This is a genomic window from Roseisolibacter agri (genome assembly GCF_030159095.1).
Classification (GTDB): domain Bacteria; phylum Gemmatimonadota; class Gemmatimonadetes; order Gemmatimonadales; family Gemmatimonadaceae; genus Roseisolibacter; species Roseisolibacter agri.
Genome location: NZ_BRXS01000002.1, coordinates 332,271 through 346,869 on the forward strand (window position 1 = coordinate 332,271; position 14,599 = coordinate 346,869).

Sequence of the window (14,599 nt, forward strand, 5' to 3'; positions counted from 1 at the left end):
CCTCATCCCATCGATCCCATGCGCCCCCGCCCCCGTCCCCTCGTCGTGCTGGTCGAGCGCACGCTGCTCGCCGCGCTCGTCCTCTCCGCCGGCTCGGCCTCCGCCACCACGCTGCGCCGCGCGGCCACGCCCGTCGTCCGCGCCGTCGCGCAGGCGAACGGCTGCGCCGCCGCCACGCTCCGCGTCGCCGCCACCGAGCGCGCCTTCGCCGCCGCCGCGAAGGCCACGAACGTCCGCGACGCCTTCGTCGCCTTCATCGCCGACTCGGGTGCGGTGCTCGGCGGACCGCGCCCGGCGCGCAAGGCGGACCTCGCCGCGTCGCCCGTGCGCCCCGGCGCGCTCCTCTGGGGCCCCGAGGTCGTCTTCACCTCGGCCGCCGGAGACCTCGGCTTCTCGACGGGGCCGTCCGAGTCGTACCCGAGCGCCGCGCCCGACGCGCGGCCGAACCACGGCCACTTCAGTACAATCTGGGCTCAGCAGGCGGATGGGACCTATCGCTTCCTCGCCGACATCGGGATCTCGCACGCCGCGCCCGCGGACGGGATGATCGGCGTCGCCACGCTCCCCGCGCCGCCCGCGACGCCCGCGGCCGACGCGCGCTGCAGCGACGCGCCCGCGGTCGCGTCCGCATCCGCCATCGCCGCCGCGCAGGCCGCGGACTCCGCCTACGCGGCCACCGCCGCACGCTCGTGGCGCGCGGCCGCGAGCGCACATGCGGCCGACGTGCGCGTGCACCGCGGCGGGCGCCACCCGCTCGTCGGACGCGCCGCGCACGATTCCGTCGCCGCGTGGGACGCGCCGCTCGGCGCACCGGCGGCGCAGATCGGCGTCGCGCGCTCGGGCGACTTCGCGTGGAGCCGCGGCACGTACGTGATCGGCTCCACCGTGACGCCCACCGAGACCGGCAACTTCCTGCGCGTGTGGCGCCACGACGGACGCGCGTGGAAGCTCGCCGTGGAGGTGCTCAGCCCCGCGCGCCCGCCGCGGCCCGCGCCGCGCGACAGCACCCGCGGCTGACGGTCACGGCGAACTGCATTTGCAAGGATGAACGTCTGAGAAGATCCGATAAGGACGGATGGCTCCGGTGTGGCGCGACCGAGATCGCACCCACGCGGAGCCATCCGTCGTTATCAGACTTTATCCGATCTTCATCCTTGCAAATGCAGTTCGTCCGGTCAGCTCGCCGTGCTCTCCTCGACCAGGAAGAACTCGTTCCCGTCGGGATCGGAGAACCACGTCGCCTTCGAGCCCCACGGCATCATCTCCACCGGCCCCTTGAAGCGGACGCCCTTCGCCGTCAGCGCGGCGTACTCCGCGTCGATGTCGGGCGTCACGAGCGAGATGCCCGTCGGCCCGCCGTACGCGCGTCCCGAGAACCACTGCGGCGTCCCGAGCGCGAGCTCGACGTTCGCGCCGGCGGGGCGCACGGTCACCCAGCGCATCTCCGCGCTCATGGGGACGTCGGCCATCTTCACGAAGCCGAGCGTGTTCACGAAGAAGTCGAGCGCGCGGTCCTGGTCGGTGACGATGACCGTCGTGCTGTGGATCCGAGAGATCATGCATTCCCCCACGGTTCGATGAATCCCACCTCGCGCATGCGATCCAGCGCGGGACTGTCGCCGAAGTCCTCCAGCTCGTAGAGCGGGCGCAGCTCCAGCTGCACGTTCCCGCCGCCGTCGAGCGGCGGCCAGCGCCGCACCCACTCCAGCGCCTCGTCCTTCGTCCCGCACTGGATGATCGACACGCCCGCGATCAGCTCCTTCGCCTCCGCGAACGGCCCGTCCGTCACCGTCGGCGTGCCGTTCTTGAAGCTCACGCGCGCGCCCTGCGCGCTCGGCTTGAGCCCCGCGCCCGACAGCAGCACGCCGGCCTGCACCATCTCCTCGTTGTAGCGCTGCATCGCGTCGAGCAGCGCCTCGCTCGGCAGCATCCCGGCCTCGGTGTCGGGATCCGACTTGCGGATGACCATGAACCGCATCGTCGCGTCCCCGCGGCTCAGCTCACGCCGCCCAGACGCTGCGCCTGCTCGGCGCGCATGCGCCGCTCCGCCTCGAACACCTCGGGCACCTGCTCCTGCAGCTCGCCGAAGTCCTCGGCGTCGAACACCTGGCGGATCTCGATCTCCGCCACCGTGCCGGGCATCGGGTTCGGCGCGCGCTTCACCCACTCGATCGCCTCCTCCTTCGACCGCACCTGGAAGAGCCAGAACCCCGCGACCAGCTCCTTCGTCTCGGCGAACGGCCCGTCGATCACGGTCCGCGAGTCGCCGTCGAAGCGCACGCGCGCGCCCTTCGAGCTCGGGTGCAGCCCCTCGCCCGCGAGCAGCACGCCCGCCTTCACCAGCTCCTCGTTGTACTTCCCCATCGCCTGCAGCAGCGCGGGGCTCGGCATCACGCCGGCCTCGGAATCGGCGCTCGCCTTGACCATGACCATGAAGCGCATCGTCGGATCTCCTGTTCGAGTGGGTGCGGAAACCTGCTTCTACAGGGGCGTCGAATGAGGGGCGCGGGAATCGACACCGGCGCGAAAGAATTTTTCGAGAAGCTGCGGCTGCGTCCTGCGTGCTGCGTAACTGCCTCCCCAACTTGCAGTTCAGCGTGCGCGGGAGCAGGGCCATCCGGATGGCGACCGGGACAGCCTGCGCCGAACCCGCCCGGCGCGCCAGGGACGCTCGGCGGGAGCGTGCGCGGGGCCTCTCGCCGCGCTGCGCGCGCACGGAGGCTTGGCGGCGGGGGCGGCGAGGCGGGCGCAGGCGACCTCTGATCGCAGCAAGGAGACCCGATGCGCAGCCATCGGGGGCTCCGCAGCGGCCGCGATCAGTGGGAGCCGAAGCCCGCTTCGCCGTCCCCGACGCGGCGCACGCGAGATCCCTCGCTGCGCTCGGGATGACCGGCCCCGCGCACCACTCACCGAACGGACCTACCCCTCGCGCGACCGGGCCACCGCAGCGAAGGCCGAATCGAGCGCCGTCCGCGTGGCCGCGAGCGTGCGCTCGTCGTGCGCCAAGGACACGAAGCACGCCTCGTACGCCGACGGCGCCACGTACACGCCCGCCGCCAGCAGCGCGTGGAACAGCCGCGCGAACGCCGCCGTGTCGCTCGTGCGCGCGCCGGCGTAGTCCGTCACCGGCGCGTCCGCGAGGAAGAAGCCCCACATCCCGCCGATCGCATTCGTCTGCACCGCGACGCCGTGCCGCGCGGCCATCTCGCGCGTCGCGTCGGCCAGTGCCGTCGACATGCCGCCGAGCCGCAGGTACGCGTCGGGCGCCTGCAGCTGCTTCAGCGTCGCGATGCCCGCGACCATGCCGAGCGGGTTACCGCTGAGCGTGCCGGCCTGGTAGACCGGACCCGCGGGCGCGACGAGGCGCATCAGCTCCGCGCGGCCGCCGTACGCCGCCACGGGCAGCCCGCCGCCCACGATCTTGCCGAGGCAGGTCAGGTCGGGCGTGACGCCGAAGCGCTGCTGCGCGCCGCCGTACGCGACGCGGAAGCCCGTCATCACCTCGTCGAAGATCAGCACCGCGCCGTGCACGCTCGCCAGCCGGCGCAGCCCCTCGAGGTAGCCCGCGACCGGCGGCACGAGGCCCATGTTCCCCGCCACCGGCTCGACGATGATCGCCGCGACCTGATTGCGGTTCGCGTCGAGCACCGCCTCCGCGGCCGCGAGGTCGTTGAACGGCGCGACCAGCGTGTCCGCCGTGGCGCCCGCGGTCACGCCCGGGCTGTCGGGGAGGCCGAGCGTCGCGACGCCGGAACCCGCCTTCACCAGCAGCGCGTCGGCGTGGCCGTGGTAGCAGCCGTCGAACTTGAGGATCTTGTCGCGCCCCGTGGCCGCGCGCGCCACGCGCAGCGCGCTCATCGTCGCCTCGGAGCCGCTGTTGACGAAGCGCACGAGCTCCACGCTCGGCACCGCGTCCACCAGCATCTGCGCCAGCTCCGCCTCCGCCTCGATGGGCGCGCCGAAGCTCGTGCCGCGCGCCGCCTGCGCGGTGATCGCGGCGACGACGTCCGGGTGCGCGTGGCCGAGCGCGAGCGCGCCCCACGAGAGCACGTAGTCGACGTAGGTCGTGCCGTCGGCGTCGGTGACGTGCGCGCCGCGGCCCGAGGCCATGACGCGCGGCGTGCCGCCCACGCCGCGGAACGCGCGCACCGGGCTGCTCACGCCACCGGGGATCACGCGGCGCGCGGCGGCGAGGATCGCGGCGCTGCGCGTCGTGTCGGTGAGGTCGATGGTGGGATCCTGCGTCGGCGCGCTCACTTCGTGGCTCCTGCGGCGGACTCGCGGAGCCAGCGCGCCGCGTCCTTGGCGTAGTAGGTGATGATCAGGTCCGCGCCCGCGCGCCGGATCGCGACCAGCGTCTCGAGCGCGGCGGCGCGGCGGTCCAGCCACCCGCGCTGCGCGGCGGCTTCCAGCATCGCGTACTCGCCGCTCACCTGGTAGGCGGCCAGCGGCAGCTGGCTGCGGCGGTGCACGCGGTGGATGATGTCCAGGTACGCGCCCGCGGGCTTCACCATCAGCATGTCGGCGCCCTCGGCCTCGTCGCGCAGCGCCTCGCGCACGGCCTCGCGGGCGTTCGCGGCGGGAAGCTGGTGGCCCTGCCGGTCCCCGAACGCCGGCGCCGACGCCACCGCCTCGCGGAACGGCCCGTACATCGCCGACGCGTACTTCGTCGAGTACGAGAGGATGGCGACGTCCTGGTGGCCCGCCGCGTCGAGCGCGCTGCGGATCGCGCTCACCATCCCGTCGAGCATCGCGCTCGGCGCCACGACGTCGCAGCCGGCGTCGGCGTAGGCGACCGCGGTGCGCGCGAGCAGCGGCAGCGTCGCGTCGAGGTCCACGCCGCCCCTCGCGTCGAGCGTGCCGCAGTGGCCGTGCGCCGTGTACTCGCACAGGCAGACGTCGGCGATCACGAGCAGCTGCGGCGCGCGCTCCTTGATGCGCGCGATCGCGCGCGGCACCGGTCCGTGCTCGCTCCACGCGCCGCTGCCGCCGTCGTCCTTGTGGTCGGGGATGCCGAACAGGAGGACCGCGGGGATGCCCAGCGCGACCGCCTCGTCGATCTCACTGTCGAGCCGATCGACCGTCCACTGCGCGTGGCCCGGCAGCGACGCGATCGGCTTCACCTCGTCGGCGCCGTCCTTCACGAACAGCGGCAGGATCAGGTGCTCGGGGCGCAGCAGCGTCTCGACGAGCATGCGGCGCGCGGCGGCGTTGCGGCGCAGGCGGCCGACGCGCGCGGCGGGCGGCAGCGACGTCTGCGACGGCGTCGTCTCGGTCGTGAAGGGAGCGGACATCTCAGTGTGGAACGGGATGACGGTCGACGACGCGCGTCTCGACGCACGCGCACAGCGCGCGCACCAGCTCGTCGTCGCTCGGCTGCGCGGCGACGGCGGCCACGCGCAGGCCCAGCCCCTCGCACGCGCGCGCGGTCGCGGGGCCGATGCACACCACCAGCGGCGCGCCGTCGCCGCGCAGCGCGTCGCCGCACGCGCGCGCCACCGCGCTCACGGCCGACGGGCTCGCGAGGAGCACCGCGTCGAGCGTGCCGGCGCGCGCGTGCGCGGCGGGTGCGGCCAGCGCGTCGGGCGGCGCGGGGAGCGTGCGGTACGCGATCACGCGCTCCACCGTCGCGCCGCGCGCGCGCAGCACCGCGGGGAGCGCGTCGCGCGCGCGGTCGGCGGCGGGGAAGAGCACGCGCGTGCCGCGCGGGCGCGGGAGCGCGTCGCCCAGCCCGTCGGCGGTGTGCAGCGCGGGCACGCAGTCCACGCGCCCCAGCCGCGCCTGCGCCGCGCGCGCGGTCGCCGCGCCCACCACCGCGACGTGCGGCAGCGCGGGTGCCTCCGTCAGGAGCGCGAGCCGCTCCGCGACCGCGTCGACGGCCGAGACGCTGGTGAGCGCCAGCCAGTCGAAGTCGAGCAGGCGCGCGAGCGCGTCGTCGAGCGCGTCCCAGCTCGCGGGCGGCGCGACCGTGATCGCGGGCGCCGCGAGCACCTCCGCGCCCATCGCCTCCAGCGCGGCCACCAGCGCGGCCATGCGCTCGCGCGGGCGCGTGACGGCGATGCGCCGCCCGTGCAGCGGCGCGTGCAGCGGCGACGCGGTGGTCACCCCACGGCTCCCACGCGCAGCCCCGACTCGCGCAGCAGCGCGTCGCCGCCGTCGGCGAGCAGCGTCTCCGCGACCGCGGCGCCGAGCGTGGCGGCGTGCTCCACGGGGCCGGTGGCGCCGACGCGCAGCGTGCGCCCGTCCGCGTGGCCGATGAGCCCCTCCACCGTCAGCGTGCCGTCGGCGTGCAGCGTCGCGTGCGCGCCGGTCGGCGCCGCGCACCCCGCGCCCAGCCGCGCCAGGAAGGCGCGCTCGGCGACGACGGCCGCGCGGGTGCGGGCGTGGTCCAGCGCGGCGACGAGGGCGTGGGTGCGCGCGTCGTCGGCGCGCACCTCGACCGCGATCGCGCCCTGGCCCACCTGCGGCAGCATGTCCGCTGGCGCGAGGTGTTCGGTCGCGCGCGCGATGAGGCCGAGTCGGTTGAGCCCCGCCGCCGCGAGCACGATCGCGTCGTACTCGCCCGCGTCCAGCTTGCGGAGCCGCGTGTCGACGTTGCCGCGGATGTCGAGCAGCGTGAGGTCGGGGCGCAGCGCGCGCAGCTGGCAGGCGCGCCGCGGGCTGCTCGTGCCGACGCGCGCGCCGTGCGGCAGCTCGCGCAGCGTGCCGGCGCGCGACACGAGCACGTCGCGCGGATCCTCGCGCTCCAGGAACGCCGCCAGCGCCATGTCCGCCGCCAGCGTCGACGGCAGGTCCTTCGCGCTGTGCACCGCGAGGTCGATCTCGCCGGCGCGGAGCGCGTTCTCCAGCTCCGTCGCGAACAGCCCGCTCCCGCCGATCGCGGCGAGCGGCACGTCGGTGCGCACGTCGCCCTTCGTCGTGATGGTCACGATCTCGATCGCGACGTCGGGATGCGTCTCGCGCAGCGCCGCCGCGACCAGGCGCGCCTGCGTCATGGCGAGCGCGCTGCCGCGCGTGCCGAGCCTCAACGAGTGCGTCACGTGATCAGTGCGCGGCGGACGCGGGGCGTCCACCCTCTGCATGAATGGGCGAGGCGCCCTCCGCCAGCTCGTCGCGGCGGCGCGTCGTCGGCGGCGGCGTGTCCACGCGCGCGACGTTCTCGCCGCGGATCGCGCGCTCGCAGATCGCCGTGAACGCGTCCACGAAGTCGGGGCGCGCGTTCGGCAGGCGCGTGCGGCGGTAGGTGATCCCCAGCTCCTCCGCCTTCTGCTGCGCCTCGACGTCCAGGTCGTACAGGATCTCGAGGTGGTCGCACACGAAGCCGATCGGCATCTGCAGCACGTCGCGCACGCCTTCCGCCTGCAGCTCGGGCAGGAAGTCGAGGATGTCCGGCCCGATCCACGGCTCGCCGGTGTTCCCCGCGCTCTGCCACGCGCGGCGGTAGCCGGTCAGCCCCGCGCGCTCGCTCACCAGGCGCGCGCTCTCCTCCAGCTGCGCCTCGTACGGGTCGCCCCACGTGCGGATGCGCTCCGGCAGCGAGTGCGCGCTGAAGATCACCGTCACGTCGTCGCGACGATCTGCCGGCCAGTGCGCCAGCTCCTCGCGCACGAGCGCCGCGGCGACGTCCACGAAGCCCGGGTCGTCGTGCCACTGCTCCACGAAGTCGACGTCGAAGTGCACGTCGTGCGTGTGCATCCCCTCGAACAGGTAGCGCTGGTAGCCGCCGACGCTGAAGCGCGAGTAGTGCGGCGCCAGCACGACGCAGACGACACGCGTGATGCCGTCGGCCTTCATGCGCGCGACGACGTCCGCGATCCACGGCGTCCAGTGCTTCATGCCGACGTACACCGGCACGTCGTGCCCGCGCGCCCGCAGCCGCTCCGCGACGCCCGCGCGCACCGCCTCGGTGAGCGCCGTCAGCGGCGTGCGCCCGCCCACCGCCTCGTAGCGGTGGCGCAGGTGCGCGACCGACTCGGGCGACGGCGGCCGTCCGCCGCGGATGTGCGTGAAGTACGGCTCGACCTGGTCGGGCGTCTCGGGCGTGCCGTACGCCAGCAGCAGGATGCCGGTGCGGCCGGCGGGAGTCGTGTCGCTCATGACGGGAAACGGTGGATCGGTCAGGCGGCGGGCGCCATGGCGTCCGTCACGACGGTCGACGGCCGGTACGTCTGCACGACCTCGACGACGCGCTCGATGTTCGCCAGCGGCGTGTGCGGCAGCATCCCGTGGCCGAGGTTGAAGACGTGGCCGGGGCGACCCGCGGCGCGGTCGAGCACCTCGCGCGCGGCCGCGGCCACGACGTCCGCCGGCGCCGACAGCGCCGCGGGATCGAGGTTGCCCTGCACGCCCTTGTCGTGGCCGACGCGCGCCCACGCCTCGTCCAGCGGCGTGCGCCAGTCGAGGCCGATGATGTGCGCGCCGTCGTCCTTCATCTGGTCGAGCAGGTGCGAGCACCCGGTCCCGAAATGCACGAGCGGCACGTCGAGATCCCGCAGCCCCGCGAACACCTGCTGCGTCCACGGCCGCACGTGCCGATCGTAGTCGGTCACGCTCAGCGCGCCGACCCAGCTGTCGAACAGCTGCAGCGCGCTGACGCCGGCCTGCGCGTTGGCGCGCATGAAGCGGACGACGATCGCCACCAGCCGCTCCATCAGCGCCGCCCACACGTCCGGGGCGCCCAGCATGAGCGCCTTGGTCTTCGCGAAGTCGCGCGTCGGCCGGCCCTCGACGAGGTACGCCGCCAGCGTGAACGGCGCGCCCGCGAAGCCCAGCACCGCGCGCTCGGGCTCGAGCGCCGCACGCACGAGTCGCACGGCCTCGATCGCCGCCGGCACGTCGGCCTCGGGCTCGAGGTCGCGCAGCGCGGCCACGCCCGCGAGGTCGCGGATGGGGTGCGCGATCACGGGCCCGACGCCCTCGACGATGTCGAGGTCGACCCCGATGCCCACCAGCGGCAGCATGATGTCGCCGAACATCACCGCCGCGTCGAGCGGCATCCGGCGCATGGGCTGCAGCGTCACCTCGGCGCACAGCGCGGGATCCGCGCACATCTGCAGCAGCGTCCACCGCTCGCGCAGCTTCCGGTACTCGGGCAGCGTGCGGCCGGCCTGGCGCATGAACCAGACGGGCGTGCGCTCGACGGGGAGGCGGCGCGTGGCGCGCTCGAAGAGCCCCGTGGGCTCGGGCTTGGGAGGGACGGTCACGATCGGAGATGGGTGGGGCTTCAGACTGCGAACTGCATTTGCAAGGATGAAGATCGGATAAAGTCCGATAACGACGGATGGCTCCGCGTGGTGCGACGTCCCTCGCCGCCGCGCGGAGCATCGGCGGGTATCGGATCTTGTCCGATCTTATCCTTGCTGCCCTTGTCGTTCGGGACCGGCGCACGGACGCCGAGCGGCGCCACCGCAGCGACTCGCGCTAGGCCGATTGCGAAGGCGAGTCGGGCGCGAAGCCGAAGAGCCGGTGCGCCGACGCCGCCAGCTCGTGCGCGTCCGGATCGGCCGCGAGCGCGGCCATCGGCGGGTGGAGGAGCTTGTTGACCAGACGGGTCGCCAACTCGCGCACCACGGCCTGCTCGCGCTCATCGAGGCCATCCAGTCGCGCCAGCGCGCGCGCCAGCTCGCGCTCCCGGACCCGCTCGGCGCCCTCCTTCAGGCGGGCGATCATCGGCACGACGGGGCGGTTCGCCAGCCACCGCTCGTACCGGTCGGCCCAGCGCTGCGCCTCGGCCTCCGCCTCCACGGCGTCGCGGGCGGCGCCGGGGTTCCCGGCCAGCGCGTCCACGTCCCACAGCGCGACGCCGGGGAGCGCGGCGACCTCGGGGTCGACGTTGCGGGGGACGCCCAGGTCCACCACCAGCCGCGGCCCGCGCGGCGCCCCGCCGACGTCCGCGGCCAGGTGCGCCGGCGTCACGACGGGCGACGCGGCCCCGGTGCAGGCGAAGATCACGTCGGCCGACGCCAGTGCCACGGCCCGCGCCTCCCACGCTTCGCTGTCGGCACCATGGCGCCAGGCGAGCGCCTGGCCACGCGCAGCGGTCCGGTTCAGCACCACCATTCGCGCCGCGCCCCCGTGCTCGATCAGCCGCAGCACCTCGGCCGCCGTCTCGCCGGCGCCCAGCACGACGACGGTGCGGCCGGCCAGCGCGGGCGCGCCGCCGATCGCGCGCACCGCGGCCTGCGCCACCGACGTGGGGCCCGACGCCGGGGCGAGCCGCGCCCGCGCCCGGCGGCCGGCGGCCAGCGCGGTGCACACGAGCCGCTGCAGCGTCCCGCCCATCGTCCCCGCCGCCCGCGACTCCTCGGCCGCCCGCTTCAGCTGACCGACGATCTGGGTCTCGCCCAGCATCACCGAGTCGAGCCCCGCCGCCACGCGACAGAGGTGGCGCGCGGTCGCGGGCCCCGCCTGCACGTGCGCGTAGGCGCGCAGCCGCTCGGGGGCGACGTCCGCCCGCGCGGCGAGGAAGGCGAGCAGCCGGTCGGCCGCGCCGTCGAGCGCCGCCCGCGGCCCGGCCGCGTACACCTCGACCCGGTTGCAGGTCGAGAGCACCATCGCCTCGGGCACCCCGACCGCGGCGGCCACGGCCCGCGACGCGTCCTCGCCCGGCACGAACGCCACGCGCTCGCGCAGCGCGAGCGGCGCGAGCCGAGCATGGAGACCGACGACGAGGACGTGCACGGGCGGACGAGCGGACGGGTCGTGGACGACCGGCGGCGCCTCCGTCCGATCGGCCGCATCAAATGAAGAGGCGACGGGACAAGCGTATTGCGCCCCGATGCGGGGTGGCATCCGGAGCACTACCGAGCCGCCCGGCCCGCCTTCGACGACGCGGTCGACGATGGTCATGCGGCCCCCGACACCGGCGCGTCAACGCCGCGCGCGAGCCAGCCCAGCACCCGCGCCGCCGCGCCCTCGCCCGACCGGATGCAGTCGGGGACGCCCACGCCGTGGTAGGCGTTGCCGGCGAGCGCGAGCCACGGGAGACCGGCCGCCCGCGCCTCGATCGCCGCCACCCGCCCGGCATGTCCGAGCTCGTACTGCGGCATCGCGTCCAGCCACCGCGTCACCCGCACGAGCCGCGGCGCCGCGGTCACCCCCAGCACCTCGCGCAGCTCGGTGCGCGCCAGCGCCTGGAGCCCGTCGTCGTCGAGCACCGCCAGCGCGGGGCGCCGCGCCCCGCCGAAGAACAGACGGAAGAGCGCCATCCCCGCGGGCGCGCGGCCGGCCAGCTTGCTCGACGCCCACGTGCACGCGAGCGCGTCCCGCTCCTCGATGCGCGGCACGACGTAGCCGGTCGCGTCGAGCGCCCGCGGGACGTCGGCGGCGGCATAGGCGAGCGTCACGGTGGCCGTCGAGCCATGCGGGATCGCGCGCAGGTCGCGGGCGACGGCAGAGTCGAGCGGCGCCAGCAACGCGGCACTCGCGCGCGCCGGTAGCGCCAGCACCACGGCGTCGCCCGTGATCGACGTCCCGTCGGCCAGCGTCAGCGCGGGGCCGGCGACGCCGGGCGCCCGCAGCGCGCGCGCGGGCACGCCGGTCCGGATCGCGACGCGCCCCGTCCTTTCCAGTGCGCGGGTCAGCCCCTCGACCAGCTCCTGCATCCCCGTCGGGAAGGAGAGGAAAGGGGACGCCGGCGCGGGCGCGCCCGTCGCCGCCCGCGCGCGCAGCCCGCGCAGCAGGCTCCCGTGCTCGCGCTCCAGCGACTGCAGTTGGGGGAAGGTCGCGGACAGCGAGAGGCGCGCGCCGTCGCCGGCGTATATCCCGGTGAGGAGCGGCTCGACCAGCCGGTCGTACGCCTCGCGCCCCATGCGCCGCACGACGAACCCTTCCAGCGACTCGTCCTCGCCGGCGGCCCCCGGCGCGGCGGCGGCGCGCCACGGCTCCGACGCGAACCGCAGCAGCCCGCGCAGCGACAGCAGCCGCGACGTCGCGAGGGGCCCGAGCCGCGTGGGCATCATCCCCGAGAGGCCGGCCGGGAGGCGGCGCAGCGCCCCCGCGCGGTAGACGTAGGCGCCGCGCACCTGCGTCCCCTGCAGCCGGTCGGCGATCCCGAGCCGCTCGCAGAGCAGGCGCGTCGCGGGCTTGGCCGCGACGACGACGTCGGGCCCGCGCTCCATCACGAAGCCGTCGCTCCGGTCGGTCCCGACGATCCCGCCCAGCCGGCTCGTCGCCTCGACCACGGTCACGCGCACGCGCGCGTCGGCCCGGACGAGCGACTCGGCCGCCGCCAGCCCGCTGATCCCCCCACCCACCACGAGGACGTGCGGCGGTCCCGCGTCCGGGCCCGCGCCGTCGCTGCTGCTGCGCATGCTGCAACGTACGCCGGGCCCGCCGCGCGCCCCATTCGGAGTGCTGCGGACTCCGCCCCCGGACCGCTCCGTACGTCTACGGGGACGGACGCGTCAGCGCGTGCTCAACGAGCGCTCAACGAGTGCTCAGCGAGCGCTCAGCGCCGGCGCCGGCGCTGCAGCAGCCCGTCCACGCTCGCCGCACCCGGGCCCGCGGCGGAGATCAGCAGGAAGACGAAGCAGTAGAGCGCGGGCAGCTCGCCGCGGTTCATGATGGGCCAGAAGCCGTTCGGGGCGTGCACCAGGAAGTACGCGAACGCCATCAGCCCCGAGAGCACGAAGGCGACCGGGCGCGTGAACAGCCCGATCGCGAGCAGGAACCCGCCGACCAGCTCCAGCACCCCCGCGACGCCCGAGCGCGACATCAGCTCCGCCGTCGCCCCCGGCGTCCCCCTGTAGCCGCCGAACTCGCCGAGGAGCTTCTGCACGCCGTGCTGCATCAGCATCAGCGCGGACATGACGCGCAGCGCCGCCAGCGCCGCCGGCTGCGTCCAGGACGGCACGGCCATCCCCCGTGGCCGCGCGTCCGCCGCCGCCCATGCCGCGCGCCGCTCCGACAACCGTCGCTCGGGCAGCGCGCCCACGTGCGGGGTGTCCGTGATGTACGAGCCCATCGCCTGCTCTCCGTGAGGGGTCCGCGTCCCCGACTGGCAACCCGCGCGCCGCGGGCGACCGGATCAGCGCGCCGGACCCGAACGACGAACGGCATCAGACAGGATTAGACGGATTCGACGGACAACAGCCGGATTGCTTCCGGTGTGGCGGCGACGTCCCATCCACCACGCGGAGCGTAATCCGGCTCTTGTCCGCTCAATCCGTTGTAATCCTGTCTAGTGCCGTTCGCTCTTCAGGGTCCAACGCGCCATGCACGGGTCGGCGAACTGGGGTTCCGGATTTTCCGGATCGACGACGGATCGTGCGGATCGCTCCGTGTGGCGCACGGGACGTCGCCACCACGAGGGACGATCCGTCGGATCCGTTGCATCCGGAGCATCCGTATCCTCCCCAATGGCACCATCTCCGCTGCGCGCCGGCGCGTCCCGAGCAGCCGGACACGCAGCAGGCAGCCACCGCCGTCAGGGTTCGAGCACCAGGATCCGGTCGTCGTCCGCCGCCGGCGAGCCGCGGCCGTCGCGGTTGCTCGTGCCGACGTACACGCGCCCGTCCGGCGCCGCGAGGATCGCGCGCAGCCGGCCGTACTGCCCGCGATAGAGCGGCGTGCGCGCCGTGATGCGCGCCCCGTCCGTGCTCAGCGTCAGCCGCCAGAGCGTCGCATCCTTCAGCGACGCGAGCAGCAGGCTGCCGCGCCACTGCGGGATGCGCGCGGCGTCGTAGACCGCGAGCCCCGCGGGCGCGATCGTCGGCGTCCACGTCGTCAGCGGCTCGGCGACCGCGTTCGCCTGGCAGAAGGCCGTCTCCGCCGCGCCCGCGTCTCCGTCGCACAGGCCGCGCACCGTCGGCCAGCCGTAGTTCGCGCCCGCGCGCAGCAGGTTGATCTCGTCGTTGTCGGCGGCGCCGTGCTCCGACACGTACGCCGCGCCCGTGCGCGGATGGAACGCGAGCCCCTGCGGGTTGCGATGCCCCAGCGTCCACACCGCGGTGTTGAACGCGTTGCCTGGCGCGGGCGCGCCGTCCAGCGTCAGCCGCAGCACCTTGCCCGCCAGCGACGCACGATTCTGCGCGAGGTCGCCGTCGCCCGCGTCGCCCGTCGTCAGGTACAGCAGACGATCCGGCCCCACCACCACGCGCGCGCCGTCGTGCACCACGCCGCCCGGGATGTCCTGCAGCAGCGGCTCCGGCGCGCCGAGCGTGCCGTTCGTGACGCGCAGCCGCACGAGGCGGTTGCGGATGCCGCCGCCCGCCGCGTACGAGTGCATCGCGTACAGGAACGGCTGCGTCGTCGCGGCGTCGGGATGGAACGCGATCCCCATCAACCCGCTCTCGCCGCTCTCGGTGACGGCGATCGTCCCGGCCGTCGTGCGCGCGCCCGTCGCGGGATCGACGCGCGAGACGCGTCCGCCGCGCTCCGCGACCCACAGCATCCCGTCGGGGCCGAGGACGAGGTCCCACGGCGTGTCGAGCCCGGAGGCGAGCGTGCGCACGCGCACCGCGACCGAGTCGCCGCCGCTCGTGGGCGGTGGCGTCGTCGTGCCGCCGGTCGTGTCGACCACGGGGCCCGAGGCCCCGCCGTCGCACGCGGCCAGCAGGACGAGCGTGCGGACGATGGGCAGGCGCATCAGTCGCGGATC

Annotated in this window: 14 protein-coding genes; 1 reads left to right on the forward strand and 13 read right to left on the reverse strand. The window is 75.0% G+C overall.

Features of this window, described 5'->3' with window-relative positions:
• Nucleotides 1–18 precede the first annotated feature (18 nt).
• Nucleotides 19–1,017: a hypothetical protein gene (locus rosag_RS06380; RefSeq protein ID WP_284349223.1), complete on the forward strand. Its 999-nt coding sequence runs from the start codon at nt 19–21 to the stop codon at nt 1,015–1,017.
• Between the two features lie 158 nt (nt 1,018–1,175).
• Here rosag_RS06380 and rosag_RS06385 read toward each other — a convergent pair whose 3' ends face one another.
• The 13 genes from rosag_RS06385 to rosag_RS06445 all read right to left on the reverse strand — a co-directional run bounded on the left by rosag_RS06385 (nt 1,176) and on the right by rosag_RS06445 (nt 14,587).
• The gene (locus rosag_RS06385) at nt 1,176–1,559 is read right to left on the reverse strand and encodes a VOC family protein (RefSeq protein WP_284349224.1); all 384 of its coding nucleotides are present in this window, start codon (nt 1,557–1,559) and stop codon (nt 1,176–1,178) included.
• Nucleotides 1,556–1,978, reverse strand: coding sequence for a YciI family protein (locus rosag_RS06390; protein ID WP_284349225.1), 423 nt, complete (start codon nt 1,976–1,978; stop codon nt 1,556–1,558). The genes rosag_RS06385 and rosag_RS06390 overlap by 4 nt, the downstream gene beginning before the upstream one ends.
• Nucleotides 1,979–1,995: 17 nt before the next feature.
• Nucleotides 1,996–2,442: a YciI family protein gene (locus tag rosag_RS06395; RefSeq protein WP_284349226.1), complete on the reverse strand. Its 447-nt coding sequence runs from the start codon at nt 2,440–2,442 to the stop codon at nt 1,996–1,998.
• Between the two features lie 477 nt (nt 2,443–2,919).
• Nucleotides 2,920–4,257, reverse strand: a complete 1,338-nt coding sequence (gene hemL / locus rosag_RS06400; protein WP_284349227.1) for a glutamate-1-semialdehyde 2,1-aminomutase — start codon at nt 4,255–4,257, stop codon at nt 2,920–2,922.
• Entirely contained in the window at nt 4,254–5,294 is a 1,041-nt protein-coding gene (hemB, locus tag rosag_RS06405; RefSeq protein WP_284349228.1) for a porphobilinogen synthase, read from the reverse strand. The genes hemL and hemB overlap by 4 nt, the downstream gene beginning before the upstream one ends.
• Before the next feature lies 1 nt (nt 5,295).
• A complete protein-coding gene (locus rosag_RS06410) occupies nt 5,296–6,105 on the reverse strand; it encodes a uroporphyrinogen-III synthase (RefSeq protein WP_284349229.1) in 810 nt (269 codons plus the stop codon).
• Nucleotides 6,102–7,040 carry a hydroxymethylbilane synthase gene (hemC, locus tag rosag_RS06415; protein ID WP_284349230.1) on the reverse strand — a complete coding sequence of 313 codons (939 nt, stop codon included), beginning with the start codon at nt 7,038–7,040 and terminating at the stop codon, nt 6,102–6,104. Before hemC ends, rosag_RS06410 begins: the two co-directional genes overlap by 4 nt.
• A gap of 4 nt (nt 7,041–7,044) precedes the next feature.
• On the reverse strand, nt 7,045–8,097 hold the full coding sequence (hemH, locus tag rosag_RS06420) for a ferrochelatase (RefSeq protein ID WP_284349231.1): 1,053 nt from the start codon (nt 8,095–8,097) through the stop codon (nt 7,045–7,047).
• Between the two features lie 20 nt (nt 8,098–8,117).
• The gene (gene hemE / locus rosag_RS06425) at nt 8,118–9,203 is read right to left on the reverse strand and encodes a uroporphyrinogen decarboxylase (RefSeq protein ID WP_284349232.1); all 1,086 of its coding nucleotides are present in this window, start codon (nt 9,201–9,203) and stop codon (nt 8,118–8,120) included.
• Between the two features lie 217 nt (nt 9,204–9,420).
• Nucleotides 9,421–10,680 (reverse strand): glutamyl-tRNA reductase, encoded by a 1,260-nt coding sequence (gene hemA / locus rosag_RS06430; RefSeq protein WP_284349233.1) that lies wholly within the window; start codon nt 10,678–10,680, stop codon nt 9,421–9,423.
• Nucleotides 10,681–10,844: 164 nt separating this feature from the next.
• Nucleotides 10,845–12,311, reverse strand: a complete 1,467-nt coding sequence (gene hemG, locus rosag_RS06435; RefSeq protein WP_284349234.1) for a protoporphyrinogen oxidase — start codon at nt 12,309–12,311, stop codon at nt 10,845–10,847.
• 137 nt (nt 12,312–12,448) lie between these two features.
• Nucleotides 12,449–12,859 (reverse strand): DoxX family protein, encoded by a 411-nt coding sequence (locus tag rosag_RS06440; protein WP_425607503.1) that lies wholly within the window; start codon nt 12,857–12,859, stop codon nt 12,449–12,451.
• A 567-nt stretch (nt 12,860–13,426) separates the two neighbouring features.
• The gene (locus rosag_RS06445; protein ID WP_284349236.1) at nt 13,427–14,587 is read right to left on the reverse strand and encodes a PQQ-dependent sugar dehydrogenase; all 1,161 of its coding nucleotides are present in this window, start codon (nt 14,585–14,587) and stop codon (nt 13,427–13,429) included.
• Between the last annotated feature and the right edge of the window lie 12 nt (nt 14,588–14,599).